Source organism: Yersinia proxima (assembly GCF_902170785.1).
In the GTDB taxonomy this organism is placed as follows: Bacteria; Pseudomonadota; Gammaproteobacteria; order Enterobacterales; family Enterobacteriaceae; genus Yersinia; species Yersinia proxima.
The window spans coordinates 123,763-137,810 of record NZ_CABHYG010000009.1 but is presented as its reverse complement, the minus strand read 5'-3'; the positions used below and the strand labels follow the sequence as shown (position 1 = coordinate 137,810).

The following is a 14,048-nucleotide window of genomic DNA, read 5'->3' as shown; positions in this document are numbered from 1 at the left end:
ACACCGTGAGCATGGATATTACCGCGTTTTATCAGACTTTCTTTGATGAAGCAGATGAATTGCTGGCAGATATGGAACAGCACCTGTTATTGCTGGATCCGCTGGCACCTGATAATGAACAACTCAATGCCATTTTCCGTGCTGCTCACTCAATTAAGGGCGGCGCTGCGACATTTGGTTTTTCGGTATTACAAGAGACAACCCATCTGTTGGAAAACCTGTTGGATGGTGCCCGCCGCGACGAGATGCGCTTGAGCACTGATATCATCAACCTGTTTTTGGAAACGAAAGATATTATGCAAGAACAGTTGGACGCCTACAAAACCTCTCAAGAACCTAATGCAGAAAGTTTTGAGTATATCTGCCATGCATTGCGCCAACTGGCACTCGAAGCATTAGAGCAGCAAACCACGAATAGTGTTACATCCCCGGAGCAAACGGCGATCTCAAACACTGAAACCAAGTCAGGCAGTAAGTCTCCTGCGTTGGTTCAGGGGGGAATGCGCATCCGTCTATCGGGTTTGAAAGAGCAAGAAATCCCGCTGATGCTGGAAGAACTGGGCAATTTGGGCGAAGTCAAAGATCCGCACCAAGGTGTAGATAGCCTGGAAGCGACCCTGATTACCTCGGTTAGCGAAGATGACATCAGTGCCGTGCTCTGTTTTGTGCTGGAGCCGGAGCAGATTAGCTTTGTCCAAGCCGAGTCGGCGCAAGAAGTTGAAGTGGCTGTCGTTGCGCCGGTTGCTGAAGTGCCTCAAGTTACCGCTGTTGCTGAAATCAAGAATCCACCTAAGGTTGAGACTGCAGTTGCCCAGCCTGCCAGCGCGGAGCATGTCAAACCAAAAGCAAAAGCCAGTGAATCTACCAGTATTCGCGTGGCGGTTGAGAAAGTCGACCAACTGATTAACTTAGTGGGTGAATTGGTTATCACTCAATCAATGCTGGCTCAGCGTTCCAGTACTTTAGACCCGGTGATTAACGGTGACTTGCTCAATAGTATGGGGCAGTTGGAGCGCAATGCGCGTGACTTGCAAGAGTCGGTGATGTCAATTCGTATGATGCCGATGGAGTATGTATTCAGCCGCTTCCCACGGTTGGTACGCGATTTGGCCAGTAAGCTGAATAAACAGGTTGAACTGACACTGCTTGGCAGTTCGACTGAGCTGGATAAGAGTTTGATTGAACGCATTATCGACCCATTAACCCATCTGGTGCGTAACAGTCTGGACCACGGTATTGAAGATCCCGCAACGCGCATCGCGGCCGGTAAACAACCGGTAGGTAATTTGACACTGTCGGCCGAACATCAAGGTGGCAATATTTGTATTGAAGTCCTTGATGATGGAGCAGGGTTGAATCGGCAGAAAATTCTGGCGAAAGCACAATCGCAGGGTATGGCTGTTAATGAGCATATGAGTGATGAAGATGTTGGCATGCTGATTTTCGCCCCTGGATTCTCCACCGCCGAGCAGGTGACGGATGTTTCTGGTCGCGGTGTCGGGATGGATGTGGTTAAGCGAAATATTCAGGAAATGGGCGGCCATGTGCAAGTCAGTTTCCAGGCCGGTAAAGGCACCTCAATTCGAATCTTGTTGCCATTGACGCTGGCTATTCTTGATGGCATGTCCGTCAAAGTCAGTAATGAAGTGTTCATTTTACCATTGAACGCCGTAATGGAATCACTGCAACCATTGGCTGAGGATTTACATCCACTGGCCGGCGGTGAACGCGTATTGCAAGTGCGTGGTGAGTATCTGCCGCTGGTGGAACTGTTCCGGGTATTTGATGTTGAAAATGCAAAAACAGAAGCCACCCAAGGCATTGTTGTGATTCTACAAAGCGCCGGTCGCCGTTATGCCCTGCTGGTAGACCAATTGATTGGCCAGCATCAGGTGGTGGTGAAAAACCTGGAAAGCAATTATCGCAAGGTTCCAGGCATTTCTGCCGCTACCATTTTGGGTGATGGCAGTGTGGCATTAATTGTGGATGTGTCGGCGTTGCAGGCCTTAAACCGGGAAAAGCGTGTTACGGCTGATGATGTAGTCGTCGCGTAATAAAGCCTGAAAAATAAACATAAATTCAACCTATTGATTGAAGGGTAAAAACATGGCAGGACTAGCAACCGTCACGAAGCTGGCTGGCGAAACGGTAGGACAAGAGTTCCTGATTTTTACGCTGGGCGCTGAAGAATACGGCATTGATATTCTGAAAGTTCAAGAGATCCGGGGTTATGATCAAGTGACCCGTATCGCTAACACCCCGGCTTTCATTAAAGGTGTCACTAACTTACGCGGCGTTATTGTTCCTATTATTGATTTACGGGTTAAATTTGCTCAACAGGGTGTCAGCTATAACGAAAATACAGTGGTCATCGTGCTGAACTTTGGTCAGCGCGTTGTCGGTATTGTTGTGGATGGTGTGTCTGATGTGCTGTCATTGACTGCTGAACAAATCCGCCCAGCCCCTGAGTTTGCCGTGACTTTGGCGACCGAATACCTGACAGGTTTAGGTTCACTGGGTGAGCGGATGCTGATTTTGGTTGATATTGAGAAGTTGCTGAGCAGCGAAGAGATGTCATTGCTCGATTCAGTGGTGAAAGGGTAAAAGGTCGGATTTCAGGTGCTATGCGTTTTATGATCATCTGATCTAAACCTAACTAATCAGGCCGCCAATAAATGTATTGGCGGCCTGTTGAAAAGAGATTAAATTTCGATATAAGCAGTGGATATCAGGTACAGAGATTGCGGTCTTTCCTATGATATTTTGTACTCAATAGTATCCCGTAGTTTTAATGGGGTAAATCCATTTGGCTTTTGGCCATTGTTGGAACTGTTGAAACTGTTGCAATATTTGCTCTGATATAGGGTTCCTGCGCTGTTTAATACTGAACGCATGCTACCTACTACTGCGCCCGAAGATTTTTTGATTTCTGTGTTGTGGTAGGTATGTTTTAAAGTTGGTGCTGTATATATTTTGCCAATCATGCGTTACCTCTATTTTTGTGAATTCCGTTCATGATAATAAAGTTGTTAGCGGACGATCGTTATCAAAAAACGAAACCCAAATTGTTAATCCCTGGTATCTCCCCGGTAAAATAATCTTTCTCCCCGGTAAAGTTCCCCCCTTTGGTGCCGATAACACAGTTAATTAAACGTCTTTTGTTTTGGCGTACACGTATTTTGACGTAATCGTAATAATGAAGGGATAACATGTTCAAGCGTATGAAAGTGGTCACCAGCTTGCTGTTGGTGTTAGTGCTATTTGGTGCCTTACAGCTGGTTTCCGGCGGGCTTTTCTTCAACTCTCTGAAAAATGACAAAGAAAACTTCGCGGTTTTACAGGTTATCCGTCAGCAACAGTCGGTATTGAATGAAAGCTGGGTCAATCTACTGCAAACACGCAATACGTTAAACCGTGCGGGCATTCGCTACATGATGGATGTGAACCACACTGGCAGCGGCCCGACAGTGAATGATCTTTTGGCTTCAGCCAAAGGGACATTAGGTGTGGCGGCTGAGCGTTTTAAAAGCTACGAGCAAATTCCGCTGGATAGTCAGCAAGACCCGGAATCGGCTAAAAAATTAAAACAGACTTATGAGCAATATTTTGGCGCGTTAACTGAACTTATCCAATTGATGGAAGCGGGTAAGATCAATGAATTCTTTGACCAGCCAACCTCCAGTTTCCAAAATGCTTTTGAGCATGACTACAACACTTACCTGACACAAAACGACCGTCTGTACTCCGGTGCAGTGGAAGACAGTAACCGCTCCTTTACTTATGCAATGAGTGTGATTGTCTTTGTACTGATTGCCGTATTGGTGGTGATTGTGGTGGTGTGGCTGGGCATGCAACACATCTTGATTAATCCACTCAAGCACTTGATTGAACATATCAAACATATTGCTAATGGTGATTTGACCCAGAACATTGAGGTGCATAGTCGCAACGAAATGGGCACCCTGGCAGCCAGCCTGAAACATATGCAATCTGAATTGGTGACCACCGTCAGTGATGTCCGTTTAGGCGCTGATGCTATTTATAGTGGCGCCTCAGAAATTGCTGCGGGTAACAATGATTTGTCAGCGCGTACCGAGCAACAAGCCGCATCTTTGGAAGAAACCGCTGCCAGCATGGAGCAGTTAACTGCCACGGTGAAACAGAATGCTGAAAATGCTCGTCAGGCTAGCCAACTGGCATTAAGTGCATCTGAAACCGCGCAAAAAGGCGGAAAAGTGGTCGCGAACGTGGTGCAAACCATGCATGACATTGCCGGTAGTTCGCAGAAAATTGCCGATATCACCAGCGTCATTGATGGCATCGCTTTCCAAACCAATATTCTGGCATTGAATGCTGCAGTTGAAGCCGCTCGTGCCGGTGAGCAAGGCCGTGGTTTTGCCGTTGTCGCCGGTGAGGTGCGCAATCTGGCCCAGCGCAGTGCGCAAGCAGCCAAAGAAATCAAAGGTTTGATCGAAGATTCAGTCAACCGTGTCGATATGGGTTCTGTACTGGTTGAAAGTGCCGGTGAAACCATGGGTGATATCGTGAATGCGGTGACCCGCGTAACTGACATTATGGGCGAAATCGCTTCCGCCTCTGATGAACAAAGCCGTGGTATCGATCAGGTCGGTCAGGCGGTGACTGAAATGGATCGTGTGACCCAACAAAACGCCTCTTTGGTGGAAGAGTCTGCCTCTGCCGCCGCAGCACTGGAAGAACAAGCCAGTATGCTAACCCAATCCATGTCCGTATTTGTTCTGCGTATGGATAACAGTAGTAGCAAAAAAGATGTGAGAAAAACCAAGCAGCCGACACAGGATAAGAGCGGCACTGCTAAAAAAGCACTGGGAAGTGACCTGCAAGAAAATTGGGAAACTTTCTAGTCCCCTACAACCCTTCATACTTGAAATTGCAGGGGTGTTAGCTGCGCTCACGAACCCGAATCACTTACTTGAGTAAGCTCATCGGGATTCGTTTGCTGGCTGCCTACCTGCAACTCCAATTATCTTGGGTAGATAAAAATAGAAGCCGGCCAACGAGCTGGCTGAGAAGAGGTTACGATGTTTGGCCGAATCCGGATTTCTACCAGCTTTTTCCTGTTATTGATGTTGATTTGCTCGATACAGTTGATTTCAAGTGGTCTGTCATTTACTGCATTTCGTTCAGACTATCAAAATTTAAACCGAGTGGATCTCAGCAGCCAGCAACGGGATGCATTAAGCCTCAGTTGGGTATCCTTACTTCAGGCGCGTAATACCTTAAACCGGGCGGCGACTCGTTCGGCTCTCAAAGTCCCTCAGGAGCAAGTCAACGCGCTAATGGGCAATGCGCGTAGCTCACTACAGAAAGCTGATCTCTATTTTAATCAGTTTCTGGCCGTACCTCGTCTGGATGAGAGTGATACCGGTGGTGAGTTGTTAGATGCAACCAAGAACAGTTATCAGAACTTGCGCAGTTCATTACGGGAGTTAATCGATTTCCTGGAAGCCGGTAATTTGCAGAGTTTTATGGATCAACCCACCCAGAAAACTCAAGATCTGTTTGAAGCTGATTTCTTGCAATATTTACAGTATGCCAATGAAGTGATTGCAGAAGCCGGCACTCAGAACCAACAGGCTTACCACCTCGCCATGTGGATCTTTGCCGGTGCAATTCTGATGGTGATTGCAATGGCCATTTCTTCATTGATCTGGCTGCGTACCATGTTTGTCTCGCCATTAAAAACCATGCGCGCCCATTTTGACCGCATTGCTCAAGGTGATTTATCTGCCCAGATTTCGGTGACGGGGCGTAATGAAATCAGTCAGATGTTTGCCAGTTTACGCACCATGCAACAGTCACTCATCACCACGGTTAGCCATGTGCGCGATGGGACAGAATCGATGTTAACGGGTATTCAGGAAATCTCTGCCGGTAACAATGATTTGTCGGCAAGAACCGAGCAGCAGGCGGCTTCATTAGAGCAAACAGCGGCCAGCATGGAGCAACTGACGGCGACGGTGAAACAGAATGCCGATAATGCCCGTCAAGCGACACAACTGGCGCAAGATGCGTCGGGAACTGCGGCTAAAGGCGGCGAGTTAGCCGGAAGTGTCGTCACAACGATGCATGATATCGCCACCAGTTCGCAGAAGATTGGTGCCATTACCAGCGTTATAGATGGCATTGCTTTCCAAACCAATATTCTGGCTCTGAATGCCGCTGTTGAAGCGGCGCGCGCCGGAGAGCAAGGGCGCGGTTTTGCCGTTGTGGCGGGCGAAGTTCGCAATTTAGCCCAACGCAGTGCGCAGGCAGCAAAAGAGATCAAAGGGCTAATCGATGAATCGGTTAGCCGTGTTCGCCAGGGTTCCACTCTGGTTGAAAATGCGGGTACGACCATGGAAGAGATTGTTCGCTCAGTGACTCGGGTTACCGACATTATGGGTGAAATCGCTTCCGCTTCGGATGAGCAAAGCCGAGGTATTGAGCAGGTTTCACTCGCGGTAACACAGATGGATCAGGTCACTCAGCAAAACGCCGCATTAGTGGAAGAGGCAGCGGCTGCGGCTAATGCACTGGAGGAGCAGGCAGGTATGCTCTCTGATGCAGTGTCCGTTTTTCGTCTGGAGCAGGATAGCGACAGCGGGGAGGGGCAGGCAGCAGTTCGCAGTAGTAAGCAACCGGTTGTTAAGGAAACCCCAGATTGTCAAACGGCGTAACGAAGACTGTATTGTGGGGTGAAACCGGATGAAACCATCACCCCAAGAGTTTGGGTCTCCCCTGACCCAGATGATTCAACGGCTGCCGCTGTCGGATGTTCACTTCCGACGCATTTGCCAACTTATTTACCAACGGGCCGGGATTGTGCTGGCCGATCACAAACGGGAAATGGTCTATAACCGCCTGGTGAGGCGGTTGAGGTTGCTGGGGATTAACGATTTTGGTCAATACCTGGCGTTACTGGAGACCGATCCTAACAGTGCAGAGTGGCAGGCATTTGTTAATGCCTTGACCACCAACCTGACGGCATTTTTCCGTGAGGCGCACCACTTTCCGATTCTGGCAGAGCATGCTCGTCAGCGGCCGGGGAGTTATTCGGTCTGGAGTACGGCGGCATCGACCGGTGAAGAACCTTATTCTATCGCCATGACATTGTGTGATGTGTTGGGAAATCGGTCGGGATCTTGCCAGATATTGGCCAGTGATATTGATACACAAGTCCTGGAGAAAGCCACCAGTGGCGTGTATCGACAAGATGAATTGCGCTCATTGTCTACGCAACAAATGCAACGCTACTTTCTGCGTGGCACCGGCCCTCATCAGGGCATGGTAAGAGTGCGGCCGGAACTTGCCAATATGATTCATTTCCAGCAACTGAATCTGTTAGCACCCGAATGGGCATTACCGGGGCAATTTGACGCTATTTTTTGTCGTAACGTGATGATTTATTTTGATAAAGAAACGCAGGAGCGCATTCTGCGTCGCTTTGTCCCTTTGCTAAAACCCGGCGGCTTGATGTTTGCAGGCCATTCGGAGAATTTCAGTCAAATTAGTCGGGAATTCTATTTGCGCGGGCAGACCGTTTATGGACTGACCAAGGAGAGGTGATGAGTAAAATCAGAGTATTGTGCGTTGATGATTCCGCGTTAATGCGCCAGTTAATGACAGAGATTATTAACAGTCACCCAGATATGGAAATGGTTGCAGCAGCACCTGATCCGTTGGTTGCCCGTGATTTGATTAAAAAATTTAATCCGCAGGTATTAACACTTGATGTTGAAATGCCACGGATGGATGGTTTGGATTTTCTTGAGAAATTGATGCGGTTGCGGCCAATGCCGGTGGTGATGGTTTCATCATTAACCGGAAAAAACTCAGAGATAACCATGCGCGCGCTGGAATTGGGGGCTATCGATTTTGTCACCAAACCACAGTTGGGTATTCGTGAAGGGATGCTGGCATACAGTGAGTTGATTGCGGAGAAAATCCGCACAGCCGCGAAAGCTCGTTTACCACAGCGTGGCCCGGAACACGCGCCAGTGATGCTTAGCCACACGCCGTTGCTCAGTAGTGAGAAACTCATTGCGATCGGCGCATCGACGGGGGGGACTGAGGCCATCCGTACCGTGTTACAACCTTTGCCACCGACCAGCCCGGCATTGTTGATAACACAGCATATGCCACCGGGTTTTACCCGTTCATTTGCGGAGCGGCTCAATAAATTGTGCCAAATTACCGTGAAGGAAGCAGAAGACGGTGAGCGGGTATTGCCCGGACACGCCTATATTGCACCCGGTGATCGGCACATGGAATTGGCGCGCAGTGGGGCAAACTATCAGGTGCGTATTCATGACGGGCCTGCGGTTAATCGTCATCGTCCCTCGGTTGATGTGCTGTTCCGTTCAGTGGCGCAGTATGCCGGGCGCAATGCGGTCGGCGTCATTCTAACGGGAATGGGCAATGACGGTGCTGCCGGTTTATTGGAGATGCATCGGGCAGGGGCTTATACCATTGCACAAAACGAAGCCAGTTGTGTGGTCTTCGGGATGCCGCGTGAAGCTATTGGGATGGGCGGCGTTAATGAAATCCTGGATTTGAACCAGATAAGTCAGCGCATGTTGGCACAGATAAGCAGCGGCCAAGCCCTGCGAATCTAGTAGAAATTTTCCGGTGGAAATCGGGCGTTGGTATTTAATCGCTCAGCGGTGAGCAACAAACCTTAGGAGTTGGTATGGCGGATAAGAATCTCAGATTTTTGGTGGTAGACGATTTTTCGACCATGCGTCGTATTGTCAGAAACCTGCTGAAAGAGCTGGGTTTTAACAATGTGGAAGAGGCCGAAGATGGCGTAGACGCATTGAATAAATTACGTACGGGTGGTTTTGATTTTGTGGTTTCTGACTGGAATATGCCGAATATGGATGGCCTGGACCTGTTGAAAACTATCCGTGCTGATGGTGCTCTTGGTACTCTGCCAGTTCTGATGGTAACGGCTGAAGCTAAAAAAGAGAATATCATCGCAGCAGCGCAAGCCGGTGCCAGTGGTTATGTAGTGAAGCCTTTCACTGCCGCTACCTTGGAAGAGAAGCTCAATAAGATTTTTGAAAAGTTGGGTATGTAAGGAGGCGAGATGAGTAACCATCAAATGCCCGCAACAGATGCGGCATCAGCCAGTGATATAATCAGTCGTATTGGTCAACTGACACGAATGTTGCGCGACAGTTTGCGTGAGTTGGGTCTTGATCAGGCAATTGCTCAGGCGGCAGAAGCCATTCCTGATGCCCGTGACCGTCTGGACTATGTGGTTCATATGACAGCGCAGGCAGCGGAAAGAGCCTTGAACTGTGTTGAAGCAGCACAGCCGCGTCAGAATGAGCTTGAGTCATCCGCTAAAGCGCTAAAAGTTCGCTGGGATGAATGGTTTGAAAATCCAATCGAGCTGTCAGATGCCCGTTCTCTGGTCACTGATACCCGTGAGTATCTGGATGTAGTGCCACAACATACCTCATTTACCAATGCGCAATTATTGGAAATCATGATGGCGCAGGATTTCCAAGACCTGACGGGTCAGGTTATCAAGCGCATGATGGATGTGGTGCAAGAAATTGAGAAACAGTTATTAATGGTATTGATGGAGAACATTCCTGATATGCCGTCAAAACCGCAAAAACCGACCGACAGTCTACTCAATGGGCCGCAACTGGATAAAAATGGCGCTGGGGTCATTGCCAGCCAGGATCAAGTTGATGACCTGTTAGATAGTCTGGGCTTCTAAGCCGCGGATAACCTGACCAGGTAGGTGAGAGCTCTCTCTCATCTACCCTCTTTTTTTGCTTCGCCATTCGATAAACGCCGACCAAACCCGCCGAACGCCTTGAACCGATAAATAACCCCCTAATTGCAGCCTTATTCCAGCCATAGGCTAACTAAATGTTTGTCATGCTACGCATATTAATTTTCTCTCAGATGGGAACGCTTACGCTGAACAGGAACATTTACGTTAACGGAAGCCATTGCTGTGGCTGAAGATAGCGATGCGGACAAAAGCGAGGAACCCACAGCCCATAAGCTGGAGAAGGCTCGTGAGAAAGGCCAGATCCCGCGCTCGCGCGAACTGACCTCGATGCTGATGCTCGGGGCCGGTTTGGCTATTCTCTGGGTTTCAGGGGAATCGATGGCGCGACAACTGGCCGCCATGATTTCCCAAGGGTTGCATTTTGATCACGGTCTTATCAGTGATGATAAGCAAATGCTACGTCAAATTGGCATGTTACTCAGACAAACGCTGATAGCGTTGATACCCATTTTTGCCGGGTTGGTCATAGTGGCAATGGCAGTACCGATGCTACTGGGCGGCGTACTGTTTAGCGGCGAATCAATCAAGTTCGATCTCAAGCGAATGAGTCCGATTGCCGGTTTAAAGCGGATGTTTTCCTCACAAGCGTTGGCAGAACTGCTGAAAGCCATCTTGAAAGCGACACTGGTGGGGTGGGTTACCGGCATATTTCTCTGGCATAACTGGCCCGATATGATGCGGTTAATGGCCGCTCCTCCGGTAGCCGCCTTAGGTGACGCGCTCCACCTGATTATTTTCTGTGGGTTAGTGGTGGTTTTAGGTCTGACCCCCATGGTTGGGTTCGATGTATTTTTCCAAATAACCAGCCATATTAAAAAGTTACGTATGACCAAACAGGAAATACGTGATGAGTTCAAGGACCAAGAAGGTGATCCGCATGTGAAAGGGCGCATCCGCCAGCAGCAACGGGCCATGGCCCGGCGGCGAATGATGGCCGATGTACACAAAGCGGATGTGATAGTGACTAACCCGACTCACTATGCTGTTGCGTTGCAATACAACGAAACCAAAATGAGTGCACCTAAAGTTCTGGCGAAAGGGGCGGGGGCCGTGGCACTGCGCATTCGTGAATTGGGTGCTGAAAATCGCATTCCTTTATTAGAAGCTCCGCCACTGGCCAGGGCATTATTCCGGCACAGCGAAGTGGGTCAACATATTCCTGCCACTCTTTATGCGGCGGTCGCGGAAGTCCTTGCCTGGGTGTATCAGCTGAAACGCTGGAAGCGGGAAGGTGGGCTAGTCCCGAAAAAACCTGAACATCTGCCGGTGCCGGAAGGGCTGGATTTTGCAACAGAAGAGAGTGAGACTGACTAATGGCTAATTTGGCCGCCCTGCTTCGTTTACCGGGCAATTTCAAAGATACGCAGTGGCAAATTCTTGCCGGGCCAATCTTAATCCTCATGATCTTGTCGATGATGGTGCTGCCACTGCCGCCTTTCGTCCTTGATTTGCTGTTTACCTTCAATATCGCGCTATCCATCATGGTGTTGTTGGTAGCGATGTTTACTCAGCGTACTTTGGATTTTGCTGCATTCCCGACCATTCTGTTGTTCTCGACTTTATTGCGTTTATCCCTAAACGTGGCTTCTACTCGTATTATTCTGATGGATGGGCATACCGGTGCCGCGGCTGCGGGCCGAGTGGTTGAGGCATTTGGCCATTTCCTGGTGGGCGGTAACTTCGCCATCGGTATCGTGGTCTTTGTGATTTTGGTTATCATCAACTTTATGGTTATCACCAAAGGGGCAGGGCGTATTGCCGAAGTTGGTGCACGTTTTGTTCTTGATGGTATGCCTGGTAAACAGATGGCCATCGACGCCGACTTAAACGCCGGTTTGATTGGTGAAGATGAAGCGAAAAAGCGCCGTTCTGATGTGACACAAGAGGCGGACTTCTACGGTTCAATGGACGGGGCCAGTAAGTTTGTCCGTGGTGATGCGGTTGCCGGATTACTGATCATGGTCATTAACGTGGTCGGCGGTCTGTTAGTCGGGGTACTCCAGCACAACATGGCCGTGGGCCATGCTGCCGAAACCTATACGCTGTTGACTATTGGTGACGGCTTGGTTGCGCAAATCCCGGCACTGGTTATCTCCACCGCTGCGGGTGTTATTGTTACCCGAGTGAGCACTGATCAGGATGTGGGCCAGCAAATGGTCACCCAGTTGTTCAACAACCCGCGGGTGATGGTATTGAGTGCCGCCGTATTGGGATTACTGGGTATGGTGCCCGGTATGCCTAACTTTGTGTTTCTATTATTTACGGCGGCATTGCTGGCATTAGCCTGGCGTTTGCGCGGTAAGCAATCACAGCAGCCTGCGGCGGCTGAAACGCCGGTTGTGCAGGATCAACAGCAAGCGTCTGAGGCTACCTGGTCAGATGTGCAACTGGAAGATCCTCTGGGTATGGAAGTTGGCTATCGTCTGATTCCGATGGTCGATTTCCAGCAAAATGGTGAGTTACTCGGGCGCATTCGCAGTATCCGCAAAAAGTTTGCTCAGGAAATGGGCTATTTGCCGCCGGTAGTTCATATCAGGGATAATCTGGAACTCCCGCCTGCGAGTTATCGGATTCTGATGAAAGGGGTCGAGATTGGCAGTGGCGAAGCCCATCCGGGCCGCTGGTTGGCGATCAATCCAGGTAACGCGGTTGGGACATTGCCCGGCGAAGCGACGCAAGATCCAGCGTTTGGTTTGGCTGCGGTATGGATTGAAAGTGCATTACGTGAACAGGCGCAGATTCAAGGGTTTACCGTGGTTGAGGCCAGTACGGTCGTCGCCACGCATTTAAATCATCTGATCAGTCAATATGCGAGTGAATTGTTCGGTCGTCAGGAAACCCAACAACTGTTGGATAGGGTTTCACAAGAGATGCCGAAACTGACAGAGGACTTCATTCCAGGTGTGGTGACCTTAACCACGCTGCATAAGGTGCTGCAAAACCTATTAATGGAGCGGGTCTCCATTCGTGATATGCGCACCATTATTGAAACACTTGCTGAACATGCACCCAATCAAACTGACCCTTATGAGTTAACCGCGGTGGTACGCGTTGCGCTGGGCCGATCAATTGCCCAGCAGTGGTTCCCCGGTACTGGCGAAATTCAAGTTATTGGACTGGATGCAGCCTTGGAGCGCTTGCTATTACAAGCACTGCAAGGTGGCAGCGGTCTGGAGCCGGGTCTGGCTGACCGCCTACTGGAACAATCCAAGCAAGCACTGCAACGCCAAGAGATGCTGGGTGCCCCGCCGGTGTTGTTGGTTAATCACGCACTGCGCGCATTATTAGCCCGCTTCTTGCGCCGCAGCTTGCCGCAGATGGTGGTGCTGTCTAATCTGGAAATCGGCGACAATCGCCAAATCCGTATGACCTCAACCATAGGAGCAGCCTAATGCTGACTTGTCTTTCCCGAAGAGTTCTGGTGGGCTTGCTTTCAATCGGAATATTACCATTAAATGCAATGGCTTCAGGTTCCTGGGTGGCAGACGATATTGGCATTACTCAGAGTGTACGGGGTGTGGCAATCTCAGCTAAACCGCTGCAATCACCGGTTGCACTGGCGCAAGAGAACGCGCGAATTGTCTCGATAAGTTGGCGCTACCAATTAATGTCAGTAGCACCCGATGGTTTACAAGTTAAGTTATGTACGCCAACCCGCTGTATGCCACTTGAGGGCGGCAGTGGGCTGAGCCGTGGGTTGGCAGGAGAAGCGGCCGCGACTCAACTGACTTTTATTTACTTTATTGCGGGAAAAGGGCGGGTCAACCCACCACTGCAAGTGATTAATAATCAGGTCATCGTCAATTATCGTTGAATCCAAAATGGATAAGTGAAGGCGCAACATATAGGTAGCAGCATCATGCTGCTGAGCTCTTTTGCCTGCGCCGTTGAATGGACTGACATCGCCATCACACCGCAAAAAACCAAACTCAAAAGTACACTCTGTTTTTTCATATTCCCTCCTTTAAACTAAGCCAACGGTTGCTTAGCCCCATCAGATTAATGCCTCGTGAAAAATGAAGAGAGTCTATTTTATGAATCGGAGATAAGTTATTTTGATAATGAAACTCAGGCTCTATATATTTAGCATAAATATACTTAAATGATTAAATTAATAATTTGATATTATCATGTTACCTTATAATTACCTTTCGGTAATTACATTTGTGTTTTTTAATATTTTAATTTGCATTGTGTAAATTCTGCTACTCTA

General features: G+C 49.1%; 11 protein-coding genes. All 11 read left to right on the top strand.

The genetic code is table 11. From position 1 onward, the window contains the following. Window positions 1–11 precede the first annotated feature (11 nt). The 11 genes from cheA to FTB31_RS07215 all read left to right on the top strand — a co-directional run bounded on the left by cheA (window position 12) and on the right by FTB31_RS07215 (window position 13,649). A complete protein-coding gene (gene cheA, locus FTB31_RS07265) occupies window positions 12–2,054 on the top strand; it encodes a chemotaxis protein CheA (protein ID WP_050075354.1) in 2,043 nt (680 codons plus the stop codon). Between the two features lie 52 nt (window positions 2,055–2,106). Then, the gene (gene cheW, locus FTB31_RS07260; RefSeq protein WP_005164488.1) at window positions 2,107–2,604 is read left to right on the top strand and encodes a chemotaxis protein CheW; all 498 of its coding nucleotides are present in this window, start codon (window positions 2,107–2,109) and stop codon (window positions 2,602–2,604) included. A gap of 605 nt (window positions 2,605–3,209) precedes the next feature. Next, window positions 3,210–4,883, top strand: a complete 1,674-nt coding sequence (locus tag FTB31_RS07255) for a methyl-accepting chemotaxis protein (RefSeq protein ID WP_050075355.1) — start codon at window positions 3,210–3,212, stop codon at window positions 4,881–4,883. A 177-nt stretch (window positions 4,884–5,060) separates the two neighbouring features. Continuing rightward, on the top strand, window positions 5,061–6,698 hold the full coding sequence (locus tag FTB31_RS07250) for a methyl-accepting chemotaxis protein (RefSeq protein ID WP_050075356.1): 1,638 nt from the start codon (window positions 5,061–5,063) through the stop codon (window positions 6,696–6,698). Window positions 6,699–6,726: 28 nt separating this feature from the next. Then, a complete protein-coding gene (gene cheR / locus FTB31_RS07245) occupies window positions 6,727–7,587 on the top strand; it encodes a protein-glutamate O-methyltransferase CheR (protein WP_227725966.1) in 861 nt (286 codons plus the stop codon). Further along, window positions 7,587–8,636 carry a protein-glutamate methylesterase/protein-glutamine glutaminase gene (locus FTB31_RS07240; protein ID WP_050075358.1) on the top strand — a complete coding sequence of 350 codons (1,050 nt, stop codon included), beginning with the start codon at window positions 7,587–7,589 and terminating at the stop codon, window positions 8,634–8,636. Before cheR ends, FTB31_RS07240 begins: the two co-directional genes overlap by 1 nt. Before the next feature lie 74 nt (window positions 8,637–8,710). Continuing rightward, complete coding sequence (gene cheY, locus FTB31_RS07235) at window positions 8,711–9,100, top strand: chemotaxis response regulator CheY (protein ID WP_005164479.1); 390 nt, start codon at window positions 8,711–8,713, stop codon at window positions 9,098–9,100. Window positions 9,101–9,109: 9 nt separating this feature from the next. Beyond that, window positions 9,110–9,754 (top strand): protein phosphatase CheZ, encoded by a 645-nt coding sequence (gene cheZ, locus FTB31_RS07230; protein ID WP_005164477.1) that lies wholly within the window; start codon window positions 9,110–9,112, stop codon window positions 9,752–9,754. Window positions 9,755–9,997: 243 nt separating this feature from the next. Next, a complete protein-coding gene (gene flhB / locus FTB31_RS07225; RefSeq protein ID WP_050075359.1) occupies window positions 9,998–11,149 on the top strand; it encodes a flagellar biosynthesis protein FlhB in 1,152 nt (383 codons plus the stop codon). After that, window positions 11,149–13,227: a flagellar biosynthesis protein FlhA gene (gene flhA, locus FTB31_RS07220; RefSeq protein WP_050075360.1), complete on the top strand. Its 2,079-nt coding sequence runs from the start codon at window positions 11,149–11,151 to the stop codon at window positions 13,225–13,227. The genes flhB and flhA overlap by 1 nt, the downstream gene beginning before the upstream one ends. Beyond that, a complete protein-coding gene (locus tag FTB31_RS07215) occupies window positions 13,227–13,649 on the top strand; it encodes a flagellar protein FlhE (protein WP_227721622.1) in 423 nt (140 codons plus the stop codon). Before flhA ends, FTB31_RS07215 begins: the two co-directional genes overlap by 1 nt. Window positions 13,650–14,048: the final 399 nt, after the last annotated feature.

Bases quoted from the DNA above. Each gene is read 5' to 3' on its own strand.
- FTB31_RS07215 (WP_227721622.1), top strand. From the start codon at position 13,227: ATGCTGACTTGTCTTTCCCGAAGAGTTCTGGTGGGCTTGCTTTCAATC.
- cheA (WP_050075354.1), top strand. From the start codon at position 12: ATGGATATTACCGCGTTTTATCAGACTTTCTTTGATGAAGCAGATGAA.
- flhA (WP_050075360.1), top strand. From the start codon at position 11,149: ATGGCTAATTTGGCCGCCCTGCTTCGTTTACCGGGCAATTTCAAAGAT.
- FTB31_RS07240 (WP_050075358.1), top strand. From the start codon at position 7,587: ATGAGTAAAATCAGAGTATTGTGCGTTGATGATTCCGCGTTAATGCGC.
- cheR (WP_227725966.1), top strand. From the start codon at position 6,727: ATGAAACCATCACCCCAAGAGTTTGGGTCTCCCCTGACCCAGATGATT.
- FTB31_RS07255 (WP_050075355.1), top strand. From the start codon at position 3,210: ATGTTCAAGCGTATGAAAGTGGTCACCAGCTTGCTGTTGGTGTTAGTG.
- cheY (WP_005164479.1), top strand. From the start codon at position 8,711: ATGGCGGATAAGAATCTCAGATTTTTGGTGGTAGACGATTTTTCGACC.
- cheW (WP_005164488.1), top strand. From the start codon at position 2,107: ATGGCAGGACTAGCAACCGTCACGAAGCTGGCTGGCGAAACGGTAGGA.
- FTB31_RS07250 (WP_050075356.1), top strand. From the start codon at position 5,061: ATGTTTGGCCGAATCCGGATTTCTACCAGCTTTTTCCTGTTATTGATG.
- cheZ (WP_005164477.1), top strand. From the start codon at position 9,110: ATGAGTAACCATCAAATGCCCGCAACAGATGCGGCATCAGCCAGTGAT.